Raw genomic sequence first — 17,790 nt, forward strand, 5'->3', positions numbered from 1 at the left:
GGCGCCGGGGGCGCCGCGGCCCCCCGGCCCCCGGGGGGGGGCCCCCCCCCCCCCGCCCCCCCCCCCCCCCCCCCCCCCCCCCCCCCCCCGGGCCCCCCCCCCCCCCCCCCGGGGCCACCCGTCATCCGACTGCCCTGCCGCGCAGCATGGTCGACGCGGCGTCAGGTCATGGCCGCGGGCGCCTTGCCGCGCAGCCCGGCGGCGGTGACGACGGCCCCGAGCAGCAGGACCGCTCCGGCCGTGAGCAGCGCCCGGCGGGTGCCGTCGGCGCTGGACGGGGAGAGGTCGAGGACGACGCCGAGGACGGCGACGCCGAGCGAGGCGCCGACCTGGCGGGCCGAGTTGAGGACGCCCGCGCCCAGGCCGGCGAACTCGGCGGGGACGGTGCTCGCCATGCCCGCGACCAGCGAGGGCAGCGCGAAGGACACCCCGAAGCCGAAGGCCAGCAGGCCGGCCGCGGTGGCGGCCGGGGCGGCCGCCGAGTCGCCGGTGAACGGCGCCTGGAGCAGCGCGCCGGCGCCCATCAGGACGAAGCCCAGGGTCGCGGGGCGGCGCGGTCCGATCCGGCCGACCAGGCGGCCGGTGTAGATCGGGTTGAACGCGGTCGGCAGGGTCAGCGGCAGGAAGACCAGGCCGGTGACGGCCGGCGAGTAGTCCCGGCCGTCCTGGAAGAACAGCGACAGGACGAACAGCAGGCCGGAGAGGCCGAAGTTGGCGAGCAGGCCCGCCCCGACCGCCGGGGAGAAACCGGGGCTGCGGAACATCCGCAGCGGGACCATCGCGGCGTCCCCGGCCCGCACTTCGGCCACCAGGAAGGTGACCGCGGCGAGCGCGGCGAGGGCGAGGGCGGCCAGCACGCCGGTGGCGCTCCAGCCCAGGTCGGGGCCCTCGGTCAGCGCGTACACCAGGGCGGCGAGCGCGACGACCGAGCTGGCCTGGCCGGTCAGGTCGAGTCCGCCGCGCTGCTTGACGGCGGTCTCGGGGGCCAGCTTGGCGGTGATCAGCAGGCTGGCCAGCGCCAGCGGGACGTTGATCAGGAAGATCGCGCGCCAGCCGACCGTGGCGGTCAGCACGCCGCCGACCACCGGTCCGGCGGCCAGGGCCGCGCCGGTGATCGCGGCCCAGGCGCCCAGCGCCCGGGCCCGCGCCGCGGGGTCGGTGTGGGCAGCGGTGATCACCGCGAGCGAGGACGGCAGCAGCAGCGCCCCCGCCGCGCCCAGCGCCAGCCGCAGCGCGACCAGCACCGGCAGGGTGGTCGCCAGCGCGGAGACGCCGGACAGCACCCCGAACACGACCAGGCCGGACAGGAAGACCCGACGGCCGCCGAAGCGGTCCGCGAGCCAGCCCGCGGTGAGCAGCAGGGCGGCGAAGGTGATGGTGTACCCGTTGGTGACCCACTGGAGTCCGCTGAGGCCGACGTGCAGGTGGTCGGCCATCGCCGGGAGGGCGACCGAGACGATGGTCATGTCCAGCAGCACCATGAAGTAGCCGAGCGAGAGCCCGATCAGCAGTGCGCGCGGGGGGCCTTCGGACCGGGCCGGTGTGACGGCGGGCTGGACGCCGGCCTGCGTAGCCATGGGGTGCTCCTCGTTCGGTGAACGGACTGCCGCACCTCCCGGCGGCGGACGCGCGGACACGCGGACACGCGGACACGCGGAAGCGCAGACGCACGGACGCACGGACGCACGGATCCGCCGATGGGGACCCATCGGTTCGTCGGGGGGGCGGTGGGTCCATTCTCCCGGACGGGGAACGGGAGTTGGGGCTTCCGAGGACGGGAACGGCCGATGGGTACAATCGGCTGGGCCGATGGATCGTCAGAGGGGGCGCCGCCACCGTGGAGTTACGACACCTGCGCACCTTCGAGGCGGTCGCCCGGACCCTCAGCGTGACGCAGGCGGCCCGCGAGCTGCACTACGCGCAGTCCAGTGTCAGTGACCAGATCCAGGCGCTGGAACGGGAGTTGGGCGTCGAGCTGATCAACCGCTCGCAGCGCCGGATCCGGCTGACCGCCCAGGGCGAGGTGCTGTCCTCGTACACCGGGCGGATCCTCACCCTGCTGGAGGAGGCCCGCTTCGCGGTCGCCCGGCCCGCCGCCGAGCTGAGCCTCGGCGCGCTGGAGACGCTCAGCCGCCACCTGCTGCCCCGGGTGCTCGCGCACTACCGCGAACTGCACCCGGAGACGAAGGTCCGGGTCTCCCAGGACAACCGGGGCGCGCTCTACCGCGCGGTGCGCAGCGGTGACCTCGACCTCTGCCTGACTTTCGGCGCCTCGCCCGCCGCCCCCGGCCTGTGCGCGGAGACGCTGGCCGAGGAGCCGCTGGTGGTCATCGTCCCGCCGGAGCACCCGCTGGCCGCCCGCGGCCGGGCCGACCTCGCGGAGCTGGCCGCCGAACCGTTCCTGGCCACTCAACGGGGCTGCGGCTTCCGGGAGATGTACGACGGCGCCCTCGGGGCGGTGGCCGGCCGGGAGCCGGTCGCCGAGGTGGACGGCATCGGCACCCTGGGCGCCTGCGTGGCCGCCGAGATGGGCTGCGCGCTGCTGCCGCTGGTCGCGGTCCGGGAGCTGGCCGAACGGGGCGAGGTCGCCCTGGTGGAGGTCGACGGCGCAGACCTGCGGACGGCGGTCACCATGACCTGGCTGGAGCGCAACGCGACCGCTCCCCAGCTGACCGGCTTCCGGGACGCGGTCCGCGCCCGGCTCGCGGCCTGACCGGCCGACCGACCGGCCGTCGGCCCGCCGCCCGACCGTCAACCGCACCGCCCCCGGCCCCGCTCCGCCCGACCGTCAACCACACTGCTCCCGGCCCCGCCCCGCCCCGCCCGACCGTCAACCGCCTCTCCCCCGGCCGTCGGTGCGCCCACCGGCCGCCCGGCCCGCCGGTCAGCCGACCCGCCGGCCCGCCGGCCCGCCGGTCAGCCGACCCGCCGGTCAGCCGGCCGGCCGCCAGCCGAGCAGCGGGCCGAGCCGGGTGGCGAGGTCGGTGAGGATCTGCGCGTAGTCCTCCGGGGCGAAGGTGAACGGCAGCGCGAAGGCGACCTCGTCGGCCTCCCGGAACCCGGCGTGCGCGTACAGTCGTTCGGCGAGCTGCTCGCTGGTGCCGACCAGGTCGGGGGCGAACAGCAGCCGGCCGGGGCCCTGCGGGGCCAGCGTGCGGGCGTACCGGGACTCCGCGTACGCCTCGTACATGGCGCGCTGCTCGGGGGTGGCGCCGTCGGTGGGGACGACCACCAGGCCGTGCGAGACCCGGGCCCGCTCGCCCGCGGGGTGGGCGGCCCGGAACTCCCGGATCAGGGCGAGCTGGTGGGCCTCGAAGTCCCCGTCCCCTTCGGCCCGCACCACGCTGCTGGTGAGCAGGTTGAGCCCGTGCTCGCCGGCCCAGCGCGCCGAGCGCAGGCTGCCGGCGCCGTACCAGACCCGGGCGGCCAGGCCGGGCACGTGCGGCTGGACCCGCTCGGAGTACGCCTCGATGCCCTCGGTGCCCCGGAAGCCGCTGGCCCGCTGGCCGCGCAGCAGGCCGACCAGCCGCTCGACCCGGCCGTGGCCGAAGTCCTCCCGGTCGGCGGTGTCGGGGTACAGCGCGCCCTTCACGTCCTCGAAGTGCACCGGCACGCCGACGCTGACGCCGGGGTTGAGCCGTCCACCGGAGAGCACGTCGACGGTGGCGAGGTCCTCCGCGTAGCGCAGCGGGTTCTCCCAGCCGAGCGGGGTGACGGCGGTGCCGAGGCCGATCCGGCGGGTGCGCTGGCTGGCGGCGGCGAGCACCGTCAGCGGGGAGGAGATGCCGTACTGGAGGTGCCGGTGGCGCAGCCAGGCGGTGTCGTAGCCGAGCTGCTCGCCGAGTTCGATCAGCCGCAGGGTGGCTTCGTGGCCGCCCGCCGGGTCGTGCTCGTCGAACAGCCCGATGGTCAGGAATCCCAGCGAGCGCAGTGGCCGGTCGGGGGTGGGCACCGGGTTCCTCCTCGGTCCGTGCGGTCTCCGTGCTGCCGCCACGCTCACACACCGGGGCCGGAGCGATCAACGGTCGGCCGGGATTGTGATCCGGCGCCACGCTCCCGCAACACTCCGCGCGCCCGGCCGACCCCGGCCGGCCCCGGCCGGCCCCCGCCGGCCCCCGCCGGCCCCAGTCAGCCCCAGTCAGCCCCGGTAGGTCTCCAGCAGGCGCAGCCACACCTCGCTGACGGTCGGGTAGGCGGGAACGGCGTGCCACAGCCGGGAGAGCGGGACCTCGCCCGCGACGGCGACGGTCGCGGAGTGCAGGAGTTCGGCGACGCCGGGGCCGGTGAAGGTGACGCCGACCAGCACCTCGCGGTCGAGGTCGACGACGGCGCGGGCCCGGCCGCGGTAGTCGTCGCCGTACAGCGCGGCGCCGGAGACGCCGCCGAGGTCGTAGTCGACGGCGCGCACCCGCAGCCCGGCGTCCTCGGCCTCGCGCAGGGTGCGGCCGACGGCGGCGACCTCGGGGTCGGTGAAGACCACCTGCGGGACGGCGGCGTGGTCGGCGGTGGCGACCGAGCGGCCCCAGGGCGCGAGGTCGAGCGGGCGGCCGGCGGCGCGGTCGGCGATGGCGGCGCCGAAGATCCGGGCCTGGTACTTGCCCTGGTGGGTGAGGAGCGCGCGGTGGTTGACGTCGCCCGCGGCGTACAGCCAGCCGGCCGGGACGGCGGTGGCCCGGCCGGTGTCGTCGGTGTCGATCCAGCTGCCGGGTTCGAGCCCGACGCTCTCCAGGCCGAGGTCGGCGGTGGCGGGGCGGCGGCCGGTGGCGAACAGCGCCTCGTCGGCGGGCAGTCGGGTGCCGTCGTCCAGGTCGAGCAGCAGGGTGCCGTCCGGTTCGCGGCGCAGGGCGGTGACCGAGGCGCCGAGCCGGACGTCGACCCCGGCGGCGCGCAGGCCGTCCGAGACGAGCTGCCCGGCGAACTCCTCGGTGCGCTCCAGCAGCCGCCCGCCGCGCACCAGCAGGGTGACCTCGCTGCCCAGGGCCCGCCAGGCGGTGGCCATCTCGACCGCGACGACGCCGCCGCCGACCACCGCGAGCCGCCCGGGGACGGCCTGCGCGGAGGTGGCCTCGCGGCTGGTCCACACCCGGGCGTCGGCCAGGCCGGGCAGGTCGGGGAGGGCGGCCCGGGTGCCGGTGCACACGGCGACGGCGTGCCGGGCGGTGAGGGTGCGCCGCCCGCCGCCGGGGGTGTCGACGGTGACCCTCCGCTCGCCGTCCAGCCGCCCGTGCCCGCGGACCAGGTCGATCCCGGCCGAGGCGAGCCACTCGACCTGCCCGTCGTCGTGCCAGTGCGAGGCGAACGCGTCCCGGCGGGCCAGCACGGCGGCCGGGTCGAGCGGCCCGGTGACGGCCTCCCGGCTGCCCGCCACCCGCCGGGCGTCGGCGAGCGCGGCGACCGGACGCAGCAGCGCCTTGCTGGGCATGCAGGCCCAGTACGAGCACTCGCCGCCGAGGAGTTCGCGCTCGACCAGGGCCACGCTCAGCCCCCCGGCGCGGGCCCGGTCGGCGAGGTTCTCCCCGGTGGGGCCGCCACCGATCACCACCAGGTCGTAGCCGTCGTCCTCGGCACCCATCGCACCCACCGCCCTCTCCGTTCGCCCCGCCGCACCTCGACGGCCCGTCACACCCATCGTGCCGCACGGACACCACTCTGCTGGTCCGGCTCACGGCTGACCTCGCGGAGAGCCGGTGCACCGCCGGGCCGGCGGTGCACCGGCTCTCCGGTCTAGCTGTTCCCCTGCGAACCGCCCCCCGAGGCCGCGAGGTCGTTGAGTGCGGCGTTCACCACCTGCCAGCAGATTCCGAGCGTGTCCCGGTCTGGCCGGTGTGCCTCGCGGGCTTCCAGATCGGGATGGACGAAGTTGCGGTACCTGCGCAGCACGTGACTGAACTTCTGGGCGTCACCGTCGATCCAGCCGGCTGTGTGACACAGGTCGATCAGGCCTTCGAACTTCGCGTTCCGCGGTGCCGTGTTGCCCAGCAGCGTCCGATCCCGTTCCACCACGGTCTGCAGGAGGACGCCCTCCATCAGACTGCCCAGCATGACGATGGCTGCCACGTGCGCGCCGTGTGCGTAGCAGGTTCGGGCCTCGTCCAGGCGGCGCTGCAGCAACTGGACCATGGCCGGGTCTTGGATGATGTCAGCCATCGCCACCCGGAGTTCGGTCGCTCCGTACTCCGAGGGGTGTGCCAGCGCCGGGTCGCAGGCCAGCAGTCGGGGACCGCTGCCGCCGGCTTCCAGCCGGAGGCCTTCGTGCACGAGAAACGAGTTGACCGCGGCGAGGACATCCGCGAGGAGTTCAGGTTCGTCGAGGTACTCGCGGGCGTCGGCGAGGCGCAACAGGACCTTCTCGATCTCGGCAGGCCGGTCGCGACGTTCCATCAGCAGTTCGACCGCCCATTCACGACGGTACTGGCCGTCGTAGGCAGGGACGTCCTGCCAGCCGGCCCGGCGCAGGAAGCCCTCGATCTCGTACCCCTTGCGGTAGTAGAGGTCATCATCTCCGGTGACCACCCTGGCGAGTTCCGTCACGGTGTTCTCGTCGAGCAGCAGGCTGTCGGGCAGAGACTGTCGGGTGTTCATCGGTTTCCTTCGGGAGGGGTACGGCGGGTTTCGCCGGTCGGGTGCTCGGCCGGGTCGTCGGTGTGTTCGGGGGACGAATCGTCGGTCTGCTCGACGGACGGTTCGTCGGCCTCGGGCAGGACCATCGGTGTCCACGGTGTCCGCGGTCCGTCGGAGGGGGCTTCGTCGGGAGGTCGGTGGTAGGTCGCGGGGGCGATGCCCAGTCGGTCGAGCTCCTGCCAGAGGCCGGCCAGTGCCCGGTCGGGGTCGAAACGGAATTCGCTCTCCGGAATCCGCCAGAATCGCCAGCCGACACGCTGGAGTTCGCGGTCGCGCTGTTGGTCGTGGCGGAGCTGTTCGAGCGTGGAGTGGTAGTGGTCGCCGTCGCACTCGACGCCGATGCGGCCCCGGGCGCCGATGACCACCAGGTCGATCCGCTTGTTCCCTGCGGGGTACTGCGGGACAACGTGGTAGCCGCGCTCCTTGATCCGCAGGTAGACCTGCTGCTCGAACAGTGAATCGAAGGGCTTGCGGGGCACGTCGGGCAGCACGGTGCCGAGATCGTCCGCCTCCGCCAGCGCGGCCGGCGGGTTCCGCATGTAACCGAGCAGATTCGACCGCAGGTCGCCGGGCTTCATCCGGTCCGGGGGGACCGAGTAGAACAGGATCATCTGGTCCTGGGCCCGGCTGGCAGCCACGTTGTACGCCTGCTGCTCGCTCCGCAGCCCACCTGCGACCTTGCGGACCTTGTCGACCACCATCGAGAGCAGGATGACGTGGCGTTCGTCACCCTGGAACATGGCCGGGGTCCCGACCCTGATGCGGTGCTTCTCCCGGACGGGGGCGGGAATCCGCTGCTCGATCATTTGTTCCAGCAGCTTCACCTGGCCGCCGTAGCCGCCCTGGAGCACGATGACGCCCATGGTCCGGCCCTCGTAGGCGGGATCGGCGGTGAACGAGGCCAGTCGGTCGACGATCGCCTCGGCCTCCCGGGGGTTGCGGATCCGGTGCTCGCGGCCTTCGGCCACGCCGTCGGCGACGTAGTGCGTCAGCAGCGGATCGAGGCGTTCGCCGCCGTACTGCCGCAGGGGTGTCAGCCCGGGTGGGTCGTAGAACATCGCCGAGGACCAGCCGATGATCTCCGGCATGCAGCGGAAGTGTTCCTGGAGCCGGATCGTCGAGGGGAAGAAAGTGGAGAGCAACTGGTAGAGGTTCGACTGCGGGGTGTAGAGCTGCCTCAGGTGCCGGGGCACGTCCGGGAGGTGCGCGGTGAGCCGGTCCTGAATCTGCTGGAGGCGGCCGAAGCCGGCCACCGCCGGGGTGCACTGCTTGTCGTCGCCGACCACGATGATCCGCGGGGCGAGCCACAGCAGGAACAGCGCGTCCATCCCCGCCTGGCTGGCTTCGTCCACGATCACCACGTCGAAGGCGTCCTGATGCGGTTCGATCATCTCGGCGACCCGGGAGATCGGCATCACCCAGGCCGGCACCGCACCCTGGGCGATCTGCATGGCACTGCGGGCGGCTGCCCCGAACTCCGCAGCGATCTTGCCCTTGCCCTTGCCGTAGGACGCCATGTGGCTGCGGTACGCCTGTAGGGCGGAACGCTGTTCGGGGGTCATCCGCTGCAGGCAGTGCAGTCGGCCCTTGGCTGCCGCCAGATCGCCGGTCAGTTCCTCCAGCCTGCTCTCGCACTCGGTGAGTTCGGCGTCGAGCCGTTGCTCCCGTCCGGGGGCGCGCTCCTCGTGGACGAAGCGGCAGGCTCCGGCCCAGGCCCACGCGTCTGCGAGGCGGCCCACCCGCTCGTCCCATTCCGGGGCGTGGCACTCCGCGACGATCCGGTTCGCCAGCGTAGGTGAGGCGACGCGCAGCGCGTCGAGCAGCTCGGAGCAGCGCCGAGCCTGCCGCTGCTTGGCGTGAGCAGCCGTGTAGGCGTCCAGTTCCTTGCCGTAGCGGTCGAGGTCGCGGTCGGCGAGGGCCTGGGCCATGGCCAGCGATTCGAGGGTCGGGGAGTGCCCGTCGTTCCCTCCGCGCAGGACGCGCTCCCAGCTGGCGAGGCGAGTGGTGGCGTCTTCGGCACGTTGCCGTCCGGCCAGTGCGAACACCGCGGAGGTGAAATGGTCCCATTGCCGGGGTGTCGTCAGATCGAGGTAGATCCCGCGGCCGACCAGCAGGTCGTCCACCCGTTCGCGGAGACCGCCGAAGGCCGCCACCGACTCCAGGTGCCGGTAGCGCTCCCGCAGTGTCGCCACCCGGACTTCCAGCGGCCCGTCCTCCAGCGGTGCGCCGACCTGGTCCCAGCGGACCGCGACGGTGGCCAGTACGGGCCCGGCCTTCAGATGGGCGTGCACTGCCTCGAAGTCGGCGGCGTCGGTCGGCGGACGACCGTCGACGCGGCAGTTGTCCAGCAGCTCGCGGGCCTGGCGCTGCGCTTTCGGAGTGACGAGTCCGCGCACTCCTCGGCGTCCGGCCGGATTCGCGCGCAGTTCGGATACGGCGGCCGCGAGCCGGGTCGCTTGTTCCAATGTGAGCTCCTCCGGTAGGGCGACAGTGCGGACACCTGCCCTGGCGAGCCCGTCGACCACGGCGTCGACCGCTGCCCCGGCCTCCGCGACCCGGTTCCACAGGTCGGTACGGCGGCGGGCCAGTCGGTCCGTGAGGGCCCGCCGCGACCACTCGCTGTCGCCCCATCGCTCGGCCTCCCACGGAGCACCGAGGCGGTGCAACAAGGCCCGGCCGGAGCCGAGCAGCCCGACCAGGTGATCGGTGGTCGGGGTGTCGAGCACGGTGAGCTGATCGCGCAGCGCGGCGGTCTCGTCCGGCAGTCCGGAGGCCGGGGACTCCTCCGCCACGGCGGTGGCCACCTGCCCGGGGGTGGGCAGCGACGCCGGTGCGGGCGGCATGGGCCCGGCGACCAGCTCCGCGGCCCCCTCCCGGAGCAGCACCAGCAGTTCTTCGGCCTCAAGCGCGCCGAGCGGCGGCACCGACGGGGCCCGGTCGGAGAGGCTGCCGATCCAGGACAGCGCGGGGGCCTCCTCCTGGACCTTTCGAACGATCCCGGCGAGCGTGCCCGAGTAACCCGGTGCGACCTCGGGGTGCTGGTAGAGCTCGGCCTCCCGAAGTGCGATGACCTGCTCGGTCAGCAGCTTACGACGGCTGGTGACCTCTTGCCGGCGCTGGGTCAGTCGCCGGATCTCCTCGTTCAGTTGGCCCGGGTCTCCGGACGCCACCTGGTCGCTCAGCGCGTTGACGGTCCGTTCGAGTTCGCCCGCGCCGTCCTGCCGGACGCCGCTGAGCAGGAGCACGCACAGGTCGCGGACGGCCGGCGGCAGCTTGTCCCTCAGTACGGTCAGGGCGTGGTCGCGGGCGCTGGTGACCAGAACCCGCTGCCCCTGCGCGAGCAGTGCGCTGAGCAGATTGGCGATGGTGTGGGTCTTGCCCGTTCCGGGCGGCCCCTGCACGACCACTCCGGTGTCGCGCTGGAGGCGGTCGAGCACGGCGCGCTGCTGGGCATTGGTCTTGCCCGGGAACAGCGGTTCCTCGTCGAACAGGCCGCGAGCGGAGTCTCCGTTCCACCCGGCGCGTGCCTGCGGGCCGATGGTCATGACCAGCTGAGCCAGGCCGAGCGGCGCCTGCCGCTCCGCAACCACGGTCTGAGCGATCTGCTCGTAGCGGCGCAGCAGCGCGTTGCGGCTCATCGGACGCAGCATCAGTGCGGGCGCGAAAGTGAGCCGCAGGCCCGCTCCCGGCTCGTCGGGCGGCTGCCAGCCCGGGTGGAAGGAGAGCGGGCGGGGCAGGACGAGTTCCTGCCACCTGGTCAGGTATGCGAGGGCTTCCTCGCCCAGCGGATGCACCGGGTCCGCCGACAGTTCCTTGGCAAGTACCGCGGAGCGCTCCGGCACCAGGCCGTCGTCGCTGTCGAGGAAGTCCTGGTCCTCCAGCCGCATGCCGCTGTCGTTGGACAGCCTCACGGTGATCCGCGCGGTGCGCTGGTCCACCTCGGTGACCGCGCGACAGGCGAGGAGGTGGCGGTGCAGGACCGCCCCGCGCGGGTCGCTCCAGGTCAGCAGCCCCGCACCCAGGACGAGTTCGACTTGGTCGTCCTGCTGGACCAGCCGCTGGTGCCAGCGGTAAACGGTCTCGTACAGCTCCCGCAACGGCCGGTCCGACCGTTCGCGTTCGGCCCAGCGCCGCCAACGGACCAGCCAATTGCCGTATGAACGCAGCACCTCGTCCGCTGCTCGTCGCTCGACCGTCGCGCCGGTGTCCTGCCAGTGCCCGCGATCCGGTGCCGGTTCGCGTTCCGGCCCCAGTTCGGCCAGTGGCGGGTCACTGTCCGGGGTCTGCACGTCCCGGCTGTCCAGCCAGCCGAGCAGCTCGGCCGGGATGTCGGGCGGCGCGCTCTGCGGGACGTGGTCGAGGACGAACAGCGGGCGGTCCGGCTGTCTGTCCGGCTTCGCCACCGTCGTCGGCAGATCGCACAGCCACAAGTGCCCCCAGGAACGGGTGTCCCTGGAGCGCTGGGTGCCGCTTTGCACCACTTCGCGCAGGAATCCGAGCAGTGCGGCCGTCTTTCCGACGACCTCCGGATTCCGCGCGTGCAGGTGTGGAACGTCCACCATTCTCCCCTCGGTCGGTGACGAACGTTCCAGGATGACCATGGTCGGTTCCGGCGGGAGCAACTCCCCGGAAAGTGGCCGGATACACACTCCGCTGTGGCTTGGACACGATGAGTTTCCACCTGTTGCCTCCCGTTTCCCGCTCGTGGGGAGTCCGGACGCACGCAGCCGGACGGGGTGTCACGTACCGTCGGGGCCGATGCGTTACCAGGGCATGGATCACTCATCGAACCGGGCGGGGCCGGACGACGGACCGGGGACGCCGCGGACACCGGAGTTCGAGGAATTCGTGGCGTTCCGCGAGCGGCACCTGCTGCGGACGGCCTTCCTGCTGACCGGCGGGGACGCGCACCTCGCGGAGGACCTGGTGCAGGAGGCGCTGGGCCGGGTCTTCCTGAAGTGGCGGAAGATCTCCCGGCTGGAGAACCCGAACGGCTACGCGCAGACCGTGCTGGTCAACACCTTCCTGTCGTACCGGCGGCGGCGCTCCACCACCGAGCGGATCACCGACGTGCTGCCGGAGACCGGGGTGGACGACCCCGATCCGGCGCTGCGGCTGACCCTGCTGCGGGCGCTGTCGGCGCTCTCCCCGGCGGACCGGGCGGTGCTGGTGCTGCGGTTCTGGGAGGACCGCAGCGTCGAGGACACCGCCGGCGTGCTGCGGATCGGCGACAGCGCGGTGCGCACCCGCACCAAGCGGGCGCTGGTCCGGCTGCGGTCGGTGCTCGGCACCGACCTCGACGCCCTGCTGGGGCGCCCGTCCTCCCCCACGTCCACCGGCGATCCCGACAAGGCGGTGCCGCACCATGCCCACTGACGACGAACTGGGTTCCGCGCTCTCCCGGGTGTTCGACGGCGCGGTCGCGCTGGCGCCGGAGCCGGTGCCGGGACGGCTGGCCGCGGGGGCCCGCCGCTCCGGCCTGCGGCGGCAGCGGCGGCACGTGGCGGCGGCCACGGGCGCGCTGGCGGTGACGGTGCTGGCGGCGGCGGCCGGCCTCTCGGCCGCCGGGTACGGGCACTCCGGTGCGGACGACCCGGCCACCTCGGGGCACGTCCGGGTGTCGGAGCAGCGCTTCGAGGAACTGCTGGCCGGGGCGCTGCCGAAGGACGGCAAGCTCCAGCGGATGGACCGCACCTGGACCGGCGGGCGCAGCCCGCACGAGATGGGCAGCACGCTGTTCTACGACGACGGGTCGGGCGCGAGCTTGCTCGAAGTGACCGTGCAGTACACCGCGGACCGGGTCGACCAGGTGGTCTGCATGAACGCCTTCCAGGTGCCGACGGACTCCTGCGCGCGCACGGTGCAGCCGGACGGCTCGGTGCTGGTCATCGACAAGCTGCGCAACCGGAGCGTCGCCGCCGTGCGGGAGTGGCGGGCGGTGTGGGCGGCGCCGGACGGGCGCCAGGTGCGGCTGACCGAGTACAACGGGGAGCCGAGCAACCCCGTCCGGAGCGCCCCGCCGCTGACGGACGCCCAGTTGACCGCCGCGGTGACCTCCCCGGTGTGGACGGAGGCGTTCGCCGCGCTGACCCCGGTGGCGGGCACCCCGGACGCCACCGTCTCGGCGGACGCCCACCCGTCGCCGACCGCCGCCGGGACGACGGAGACGCTGCTGGACGAGCTGACCGCGCTGCTCCCGGCGGGGACCACCGTGGACACCCGCGACCCGTCGAACAGCCGGCTGGCCGTGACCGCGCAGGGGCGGCACAGCTCGCTGACGGTGGCGTTCGACCCGCCCTCCCAGCGCGGGCTGGACGACCTGGCCACCCTGCCGCAGACCCTGCCGACCCCGCTGGAGGTCCGCGAGCCGCTGCCGGGCGGCGGGATGGTGGTGGTCAACGCCACCGGCAACGGCAAGACCGCGACCGACGTCCTGCTGCACTGGGGGGCGACCGTGTACTACCCGGACGGCGCCCAGCTGCGGGTCAACGAGTGGAACGGGGAGAAGGGCTACGAGGCCGCGCCCGGTGACCCGGCGCTCGACCTGGCCGCGCTGAAGGCGGTCGTGCTCTCGCCGTCCTGGCGGTCCTGAGCAGCGCGGAAGGCCCCCGCCCGGAGGTCGTCACCCGGGCGGGGGCCTTCCGGCCGTACTCGGCCCCGCTCAGCTCTGCTCTGCTCAGCTCAGCTCAGCTCTGCTCAGCTCTGCTTGATCGCCGAGACGTCGAACTCCAGCACGACCTTGTCGCCGACCAGCACGCCGCCGCCCTCCAGCGCGGCGTTCCAGGTGACGCCGAACTCCTTGCGGCTGATGGTGACCGAGCCCTCCAGGCCGACCCGCAGGTTGCCGTAGGGGTCGACGGCGTTGCCGGTGTACTCGAAGTCGATGGTGACCGACTTGGTGGTGTCCTTGACGGTGAGGTCGCCGGTGACCCGGTAGTCGGTGTCGGACTTCTGCTCGACCTTGGTGGTGCGGAAGGTGATGTCGGGGAAGTTCGGCGCGTCCAGGAAGTCGTTGGTGCGCAGGTGCTGGTCGCGCTGCTCGACGCCGGTGTCGATGCTCTCGGTCTTGATCACGACCTGGCCGGTGGACTTGGCCGGGTCGGCGCCGTCCAGGTGCGCGGTGCCCTCGAACTGGTGGAAGGCACCGCGCACCTTGGTGACCATGGCGTGGCGGGCGACGAACCCGATCCGGGTGTGGGTCGGGTCGAGGACGTAGTCCCCGGTGAGCTCGGGCAGGCTGACGGTCATGGTCGGCGCTCTCTCCTCGTGGCGGTACGCGTGCGGCGGACCGGGCCTGCCGGTCCACCGTCCACGCTAGGCGCTGCGCTCCCGCCAGCCGGCCGTGACACGCGGCCGACGGCGGGTCAGGAGGGTCAGCCGAAGCGGCCGTTGACGTAGTCGGCGGTGCGCGGGTCGGCCGGGTCGGTGAAGAGGCGTTCGGTGGGGCCGGACTCGACGATCCGGCCGGGGGTGTCGTGGGTGGCGAGGAAGAACGCGCAGGACTGGGAGACGCGTTGGGCCTGCTGCATGTTGTGGGTGACGATGACGATGGTGAGCCGGTGGCGCAGTTCGGCGATGGTCTCCTCGATCCGGCGGGTGGAGGTCGGGTCGAGCGCGGAGCAGGGTTCGTCCATCAGCAGGATCTCCGGGGAGACCGCGAGCGAGCGGGCGATGCACAGGCGCTGCTGCTGGCCGCCGGAGAGCGCGCCGCCGGGGGTGCCGAGGCGGTTGCTGACCTCGTTCCACAGGCCGGCCTGCCGCAGGCTGGACTCGACCAGGTGGTCGCGCTCCTCGCGGGTCGCCTTGATGCCGGACAGCTTGAGCCCGCTGACCACGTTGTCGTACAGCGACATCGCGGGGAACGGGTTGGGGCGCTGGAAGACCATGCCGATCCGGCGGCGGACCTCGGCGGGGCGGCGGTGCGGGGCGTACACGTCCTCGCCCTCCAGCAGGACCTCGCCCGCCAGTGCGGCGCCGCGCACCATCTCGTGCATCCGGTTGAGGATCCGCAGGTAGGTGGACTTGCCGCAGCCGGACGGGCCGATCAGGGCGGTGATCTCACCGGCCCGCATGGTGAAGGAGACCCGTTCGAGCACCTTGCGCGCGCCGAACCAGGCGGTGACCTCGCGGGTCTCCAGCCCGGACAGGGCGCGGGGCGCCGGGTCGGACGGGACGGGCGGCAGCGGCACCGTGGGCGGGTCGTCCTGGGCTCCGGACTTCTGGACGGGGAAGGGGGGTTGGGCGGTCTCGGTCATCGTCGGGCGGTCCTTTCCCGGGGAGCTCAGTAGACGTTGGGGAGCAGGGCGGCGGCGTTCTCGTACACCGACCAGAGCAGGGCGGCGACCACCGGCGCGAAGCACAGGTAGGCGGCGGAGCGGCGCCAGCGGCGGGCCGCGAGGACGGCCCCGGAGACGGCCAGCAGCAGGGCCAGCGACCAGAGTTGGAGCGCGGGCAGGGCGCCCTTGTCGGCGGCCAGCACCTTGTCGGTGGCGGTGCCGGCCGGCCGCTTGGCACCGGCCGGTTCGGGGTCGCCGTCGAGCCGGGCGCCGACCAGCACGGTGCTGGTGGGGATCCAGTCGGAGTCGCCGGTGACCAGCACCAGCCGGTTGGGCGCGGGGTCCTGGATCGGGTGGTCGCCGTCGCCGTAGGTGTTGACGGTGTAGTGGAAGCTGCCCTGGCCGGTGGTGACGTCGATCCGGTCGCCGACCTTGAGCCGGGTCAGGTCGGCGAACGGCGCGCCGAACGCGGTGGAGCGGCCGAACAGCACGGACACCCCGGGCTGTCCGGGCAGCACGGTGTCGCGCCGGTGGCCGGGGCCGCGCATCAGGTCGCGGCCGGTGGTGCCCTCGAACACGACGGTTCGGCGCAGGCCGAGCGCCGGGACGTCGAGGACGGCCAGCGGCGCGCCGTCCTCGGTCGGGCCGGTGGGCGCGGTGGCGTTGGCGAGCCGGTCACGCAGGGTGGCGTACGCGGTGGACTGGTGGCGGGCCTCCTGCAGGCCGGAGAGGCCGAGCAGGTAGCCGGCGAAGCCGAGCAGCAGCACGGCGGCCAGCGTCGCCGCCCGGGCCACCGCCAGCAGCGGGTGCCGGGCCGGGGGCACCGGGGGTGCCGGGGGTTCGCCGGGGCCCGGCCGCACCGCGGTGGCCGGCCGTTCCAGGGTGGGCGCGGTCATCTGCCGGTCTCCTCGGGTGCGGGGCCTGCGGTCGGCGCGGTCGCGGCGCGTGCGGCCCGTAGGGTCGGCGCGGTGGCGGGGCCTGCGGTCGGCGCGGTGGCGGTGGCGGTCGGTGCGGTGGCGGGGTTCACCGGCTGCCCGCCGTCCGGTCGCGGCGGCGCCACCAGGCGGCCAGCAGCGGGGGGACGGTGACCACGCCGAGGAGTTCGAGCGCGGTGAGCGTGGACAGCAGCCAGTCCTGCGGGCGGCCGCCGAGCGCGACCACCTGGGCGGGTGCGGCGCCCGAGCCGCCGCCGGAACCGCCGCCGGTGCCGGTGCCGCTGTCGAGCAGTTCGCCGGTCTGCGGGTCGATCACCGCCTGGGACCCGTCGCCGGTGCCGCCCGAACCGTCCGTGCCGGTGCCGCCGTCGCCCGTCCCGCCGGAGCCCGAACCGGAACCGCCGCCGGAGCCGGAACCGGAACCGCCGCCGGAGCCGGAGCCACCCGCCCCGCCGGAGCCCGAACCTCCGCCGCTGGAGCCGGACTTGGAGCCGCCGGTCTTGACCGCCTGGCCGTTCTGCACGGTGCAGTCCAGCGGGCTGCCCTGCTTGTCGCACGGGGAGGGCTGCGGGGCATTCTTCAGCACGGTCAGCTCGCCGGCCGAGTTGAACGTCGGGTTGGGGCAGTTGTTGAGCGCGTTCGGGTCGACGGGGCTGGCGTTGCCGGGGATGTGCTGGGTCTGGAGCAGGCCGCCGCGCACCAGGTTGCGCGGGATCGGCGAGTAGCCGAGGTCGTCCGCCTCGCCCTGTCCGGCGCACAGCACGTAGGCCAGGTAGCGGCTGAGCGCGCTGCCCTTGGCGTCGTTGAAGCGCGGCGGGACGGGGAGGGCGGCGCCCGCCCGCGGCACGATCAGGTAGCTGTAGGAGGAGATCGGGTACGAGCGGGCGTCGTTGTTGCTGTAGACGCCGTCGAGGTTCTGCTGCAGGTAGTCCGGGTCGTTCGCGGAGGTGTTGTCGTCGACGCCGCGGATCTTCGCGGCGGTCAGCGCCACCGCGACGTTGGAGGCGGTCGGCAGGGTGTAGTACCCGGCCGGGTTGAGCACCTTGACGACGGGCCAGTTGCTGCGCTTGGCGAACGCGTACTCGTCGTAGCCGATCGCGCCGATGCCGGTCGGCGACTGGATGTAGCCCGCGACCACGTCCGAGCCGTTCTGCGAGGTCATCCGGCCGGACGGCGGGAAGAACTCGGTGTAGTCGCCGCAGCTGACGCCGTTGACCTTGGTGCAGTAGGCGTCCCACTCGTCCTTGTGGGTGTGCTCCATCCAGCGGGTGAACTGGGCGGTGGCGCCGGAGCCGTCGGAGCGCACCACCGGGGTGATCGGGACCTTCGGCAGCGCCTTGCCGTAGTCGGCGGTGATCTTCGGGTCGTCCCAGGAGGTGATCCGGTTGGTGAAGATGCCGACGATGGTGTCCGGGGACAGCCGCAGGTCGGTGATCTTCTTGCCGCCGAGCTCCAGGTGGTACATCAGCGCGGTGCCGCCGGCCGTGATCGGCACGTAGGAGTACCCGTACGTCGGGTTCTCCGCGGTGCCCACGCCGGTGCCGGTCTGGCCCTGGCCCACGCCGCTGTCGTTCTTGCTGCGGAACGGCACGTCGGAGGCGGTGAAGTCGTCCTGGCCGACCCGCCACTGCACCCGGCCGGCCGCCGAGCCGACCGGGTTGAAGTCGATCTCGATGCCCAGCGGGCCGACGTCGCGCCGCCACTGGTCGATGGCCGGCCCGGCCCAGCTGGAGCCGTCCGCGTTCAGCGAGGTGGCGGCGTACGCCGGGGACGCGCCGAGCAGCGTGGTGGGCAGGGCCAGCACGGCGGCGAGCAGCGCCGCGGCCAGGTGACGGAGTCGCACGGGACGGGTCTTCCTTCTGTGACGGGTCATCGGGTCCCCACCGTCGGCGCGGTCGCGGCGAGCACGGCCGGGGCGGGCGCGGGGGCCGGGGCGGGTGCGGCGGCGGCGCCGGGAG

General features: G+C 73.7%; 12 protein-coding genes. 3 read left to right on the forward strand and 9 right to left on the reverse strand.

The features are described from left to right. Positions 1–161: 161 nt before the first annotated feature. Positions 162–1,577: an MFS transporter gene (locus ACWEO5_RS33395; protein WP_452165881.1), complete on the reverse strand. Its 1,416-nt coding sequence runs from the start codon at positions 1,575–1,577 to the stop codon at positions 162–164. Positions 1,578–1,837: 260 nt separating this feature from the next. Here ACWEO5_RS33395 and ACWEO5_RS33400 point away from each other — a divergent pair, with 260 nt between their 5' ends. Further along, positions 1,838–2,713, forward strand: a complete 876-nt coding sequence (locus ACWEO5_RS33400; protein WP_452165882.1) for a LysR family transcriptional regulator — start codon at positions 1,838–1,840, stop codon at positions 2,711–2,713. A gap of 219 nt (positions 2,714–2,932) precedes the next feature. Here the strand turns inward: ACWEO5_RS33400 and ACWEO5_RS33405 are convergent, their stop codons facing one another. The 4 genes from ACWEO5_RS33405 to ACWEO5_RS33420 all read right to left on the reverse strand — a co-directional run bounded on the left by ACWEO5_RS33405 (position 2,933) and on the right by ACWEO5_RS33420 (position 11,024). Continuing rightward, entirely contained in the window at positions 2,933–3,952 is a 1,020-nt protein-coding gene (locus ACWEO5_RS33405) for an LLM class flavin-dependent oxidoreductase (RefSeq protein WP_452165883.1), read from the reverse strand. 186 nt (positions 3,953–4,138) lie between these two features. Next, the gene (locus tag ACWEO5_RS33410; protein ID WP_452165892.1) at positions 4,139–5,572 is read right to left on the reverse strand and encodes a dihydrolipoyl dehydrogenase family protein; all 1,434 of its coding nucleotides are present in this window, start codon (positions 5,570–5,572) and stop codon (positions 4,139–4,141) included. 152 nt (positions 5,573–5,724) lie between these two features. Continuing rightward, positions 5,725–6,582: a hypothetical protein gene (locus ACWEO5_RS33415; RefSeq protein WP_452165884.1), complete on the reverse strand. Its 858-nt coding sequence runs from the start codon at positions 6,580–6,582 to the stop codon at positions 5,725–5,727. After that, the gene (locus tag ACWEO5_RS33420; protein WP_452165885.1) at positions 6,579–11,024 is read right to left on the reverse strand and encodes an AAA domain-containing protein; all 4,446 of its coding nucleotides are present in this window, start codon (positions 11,022–11,024) and stop codon (positions 6,579–6,581) included. Before ACWEO5_RS33420 ends, ACWEO5_RS33415 begins: the two co-directional genes overlap by 4 nt. A gap of 370 nt (positions 11,025–11,394) precedes the next feature. On the opposite strand from ACWEO5_RS33420, the gene ACWEO5_RS33425 reads away from it, so the two are divergent. After that, positions 11,395–11,997, forward strand: a complete 603-nt coding sequence (locus tag ACWEO5_RS33425; RefSeq protein ID WP_452165886.1) for a SigE family RNA polymerase sigma factor — start codon at positions 11,395–11,397, stop codon at positions 11,995–11,997. Beyond that, entirely contained in the window at positions 11,987–13,213 is a 1,227-nt protein-coding gene (locus ACWEO5_RS33430) for a hypothetical protein (protein ID WP_452165887.1), read from the forward strand. Before ACWEO5_RS33425 ends, ACWEO5_RS33430 begins: the two co-directional genes overlap by 11 nt. Positions 13,214–13,317: 104 nt before the next feature. Here ACWEO5_RS33430 and ACWEO5_RS33435 read toward each other — a convergent pair whose 3' ends face one another. The 4 genes from ACWEO5_RS33435 to ACWEO5_RS33450 all read right to left on the reverse strand — a co-directional run bounded on the left by ACWEO5_RS33435 (position 13,318) and on the right by ACWEO5_RS33450 (position 17,675). Beyond that, positions 13,318–13,869, reverse strand: a complete 552-nt coding sequence (locus ACWEO5_RS33435; protein WP_452165888.1) for a YceI family protein — start codon at positions 13,867–13,869, stop codon at positions 13,318–13,320. 125 nt (positions 13,870–13,994) lie between these two features. After that, positions 13,995–14,876, reverse strand: coding sequence for a phosphate ABC transporter ATP-binding protein (locus tag ACWEO5_RS33440; protein ID WP_452165889.1), 882 nt, complete (start codon positions 14,874–14,876; stop codon positions 13,995–13,997). 26 nt (positions 14,877–14,902) lie between these two features. Next, on the reverse strand, positions 14,903–15,793 hold the full coding sequence (locus ACWEO5_RS33445) for a sortase (protein WP_452165890.1): 891 nt from the start codon (positions 15,791–15,793) through the stop codon (positions 14,903–14,905). Between the two features lie 127 nt (positions 15,794–15,920). After that, on the reverse strand, positions 15,921–17,675 hold the full coding sequence (locus tag ACWEO5_RS33450; RefSeq protein ID WP_452165891.1) for a substrate-binding domain-containing protein: 1,755 nt from the start codon (positions 17,673–17,675) through the stop codon (positions 15,921–15,923). Positions 17,676–17,790: the final 115 nt, after the last annotated feature.

The sequence above is a fragment of the Kitasatospora sp. NPDC004272 genome (assembly GCF_053603035.1).

Bases quoted from the DNA above. Each gene is read 5' to 3' on its own strand.
- ACWEO5_RS33395 (WP_452165881.1), bottom strand. From the start codon at position 1,577: ATGGCTACGCAGGCCGGCGTCCAGCCCGCCGTCACACCGGCCCGGTCC.
- ACWEO5_RS33410 (WP_452165892.1), bottom strand. From the start codon at position 5,572: ATGGGTGCCGAGGACGACGGCTACGACCTGGTGGTGATCGGTGGCGGC.
- ACWEO5_RS33415 (WP_452165884.1), bottom strand. From the start codon at position 6,582: ATGAACACCCGACAGTCTCTGCCCGACAGCCTGCTGCTCGACGAGAAC.
- ACWEO5_RS33425 (WP_452165886.1), top strand. From the start codon at position 11,395: ATGGATCACTCATCGAACCGGGCGGGGCCGGACGACGGACCGGGGACG.
- ACWEO5_RS33430 (WP_452165887.1), top strand. From the start codon at position 11,987: ATGCCCACTGACGACGAACTGGGTTCCGCGCTCTCCCGGGTGTTCGAC.
- ACWEO5_RS33435 (WP_452165888.1), bottom strand. From the start codon at position 13,869: ATGACCGTCAGCCTGCCCGAGCTCACCGGGGACTACGTCCTCGACCCG.
- ACWEO5_RS33440 (WP_452165889.1), bottom strand. From the start codon at position 14,876: ATGACCGAGACCGCCCAACCCCCCTTCCCCGTCCAGAAGTCCGGAGCC.
- ACWEO5_RS33445 (WP_452165890.1), bottom strand. From the start codon at position 15,793: ATGACCGCGCCCACCCTGGAACGGCCGGCCACCGCGGTGCGGCCGGGC.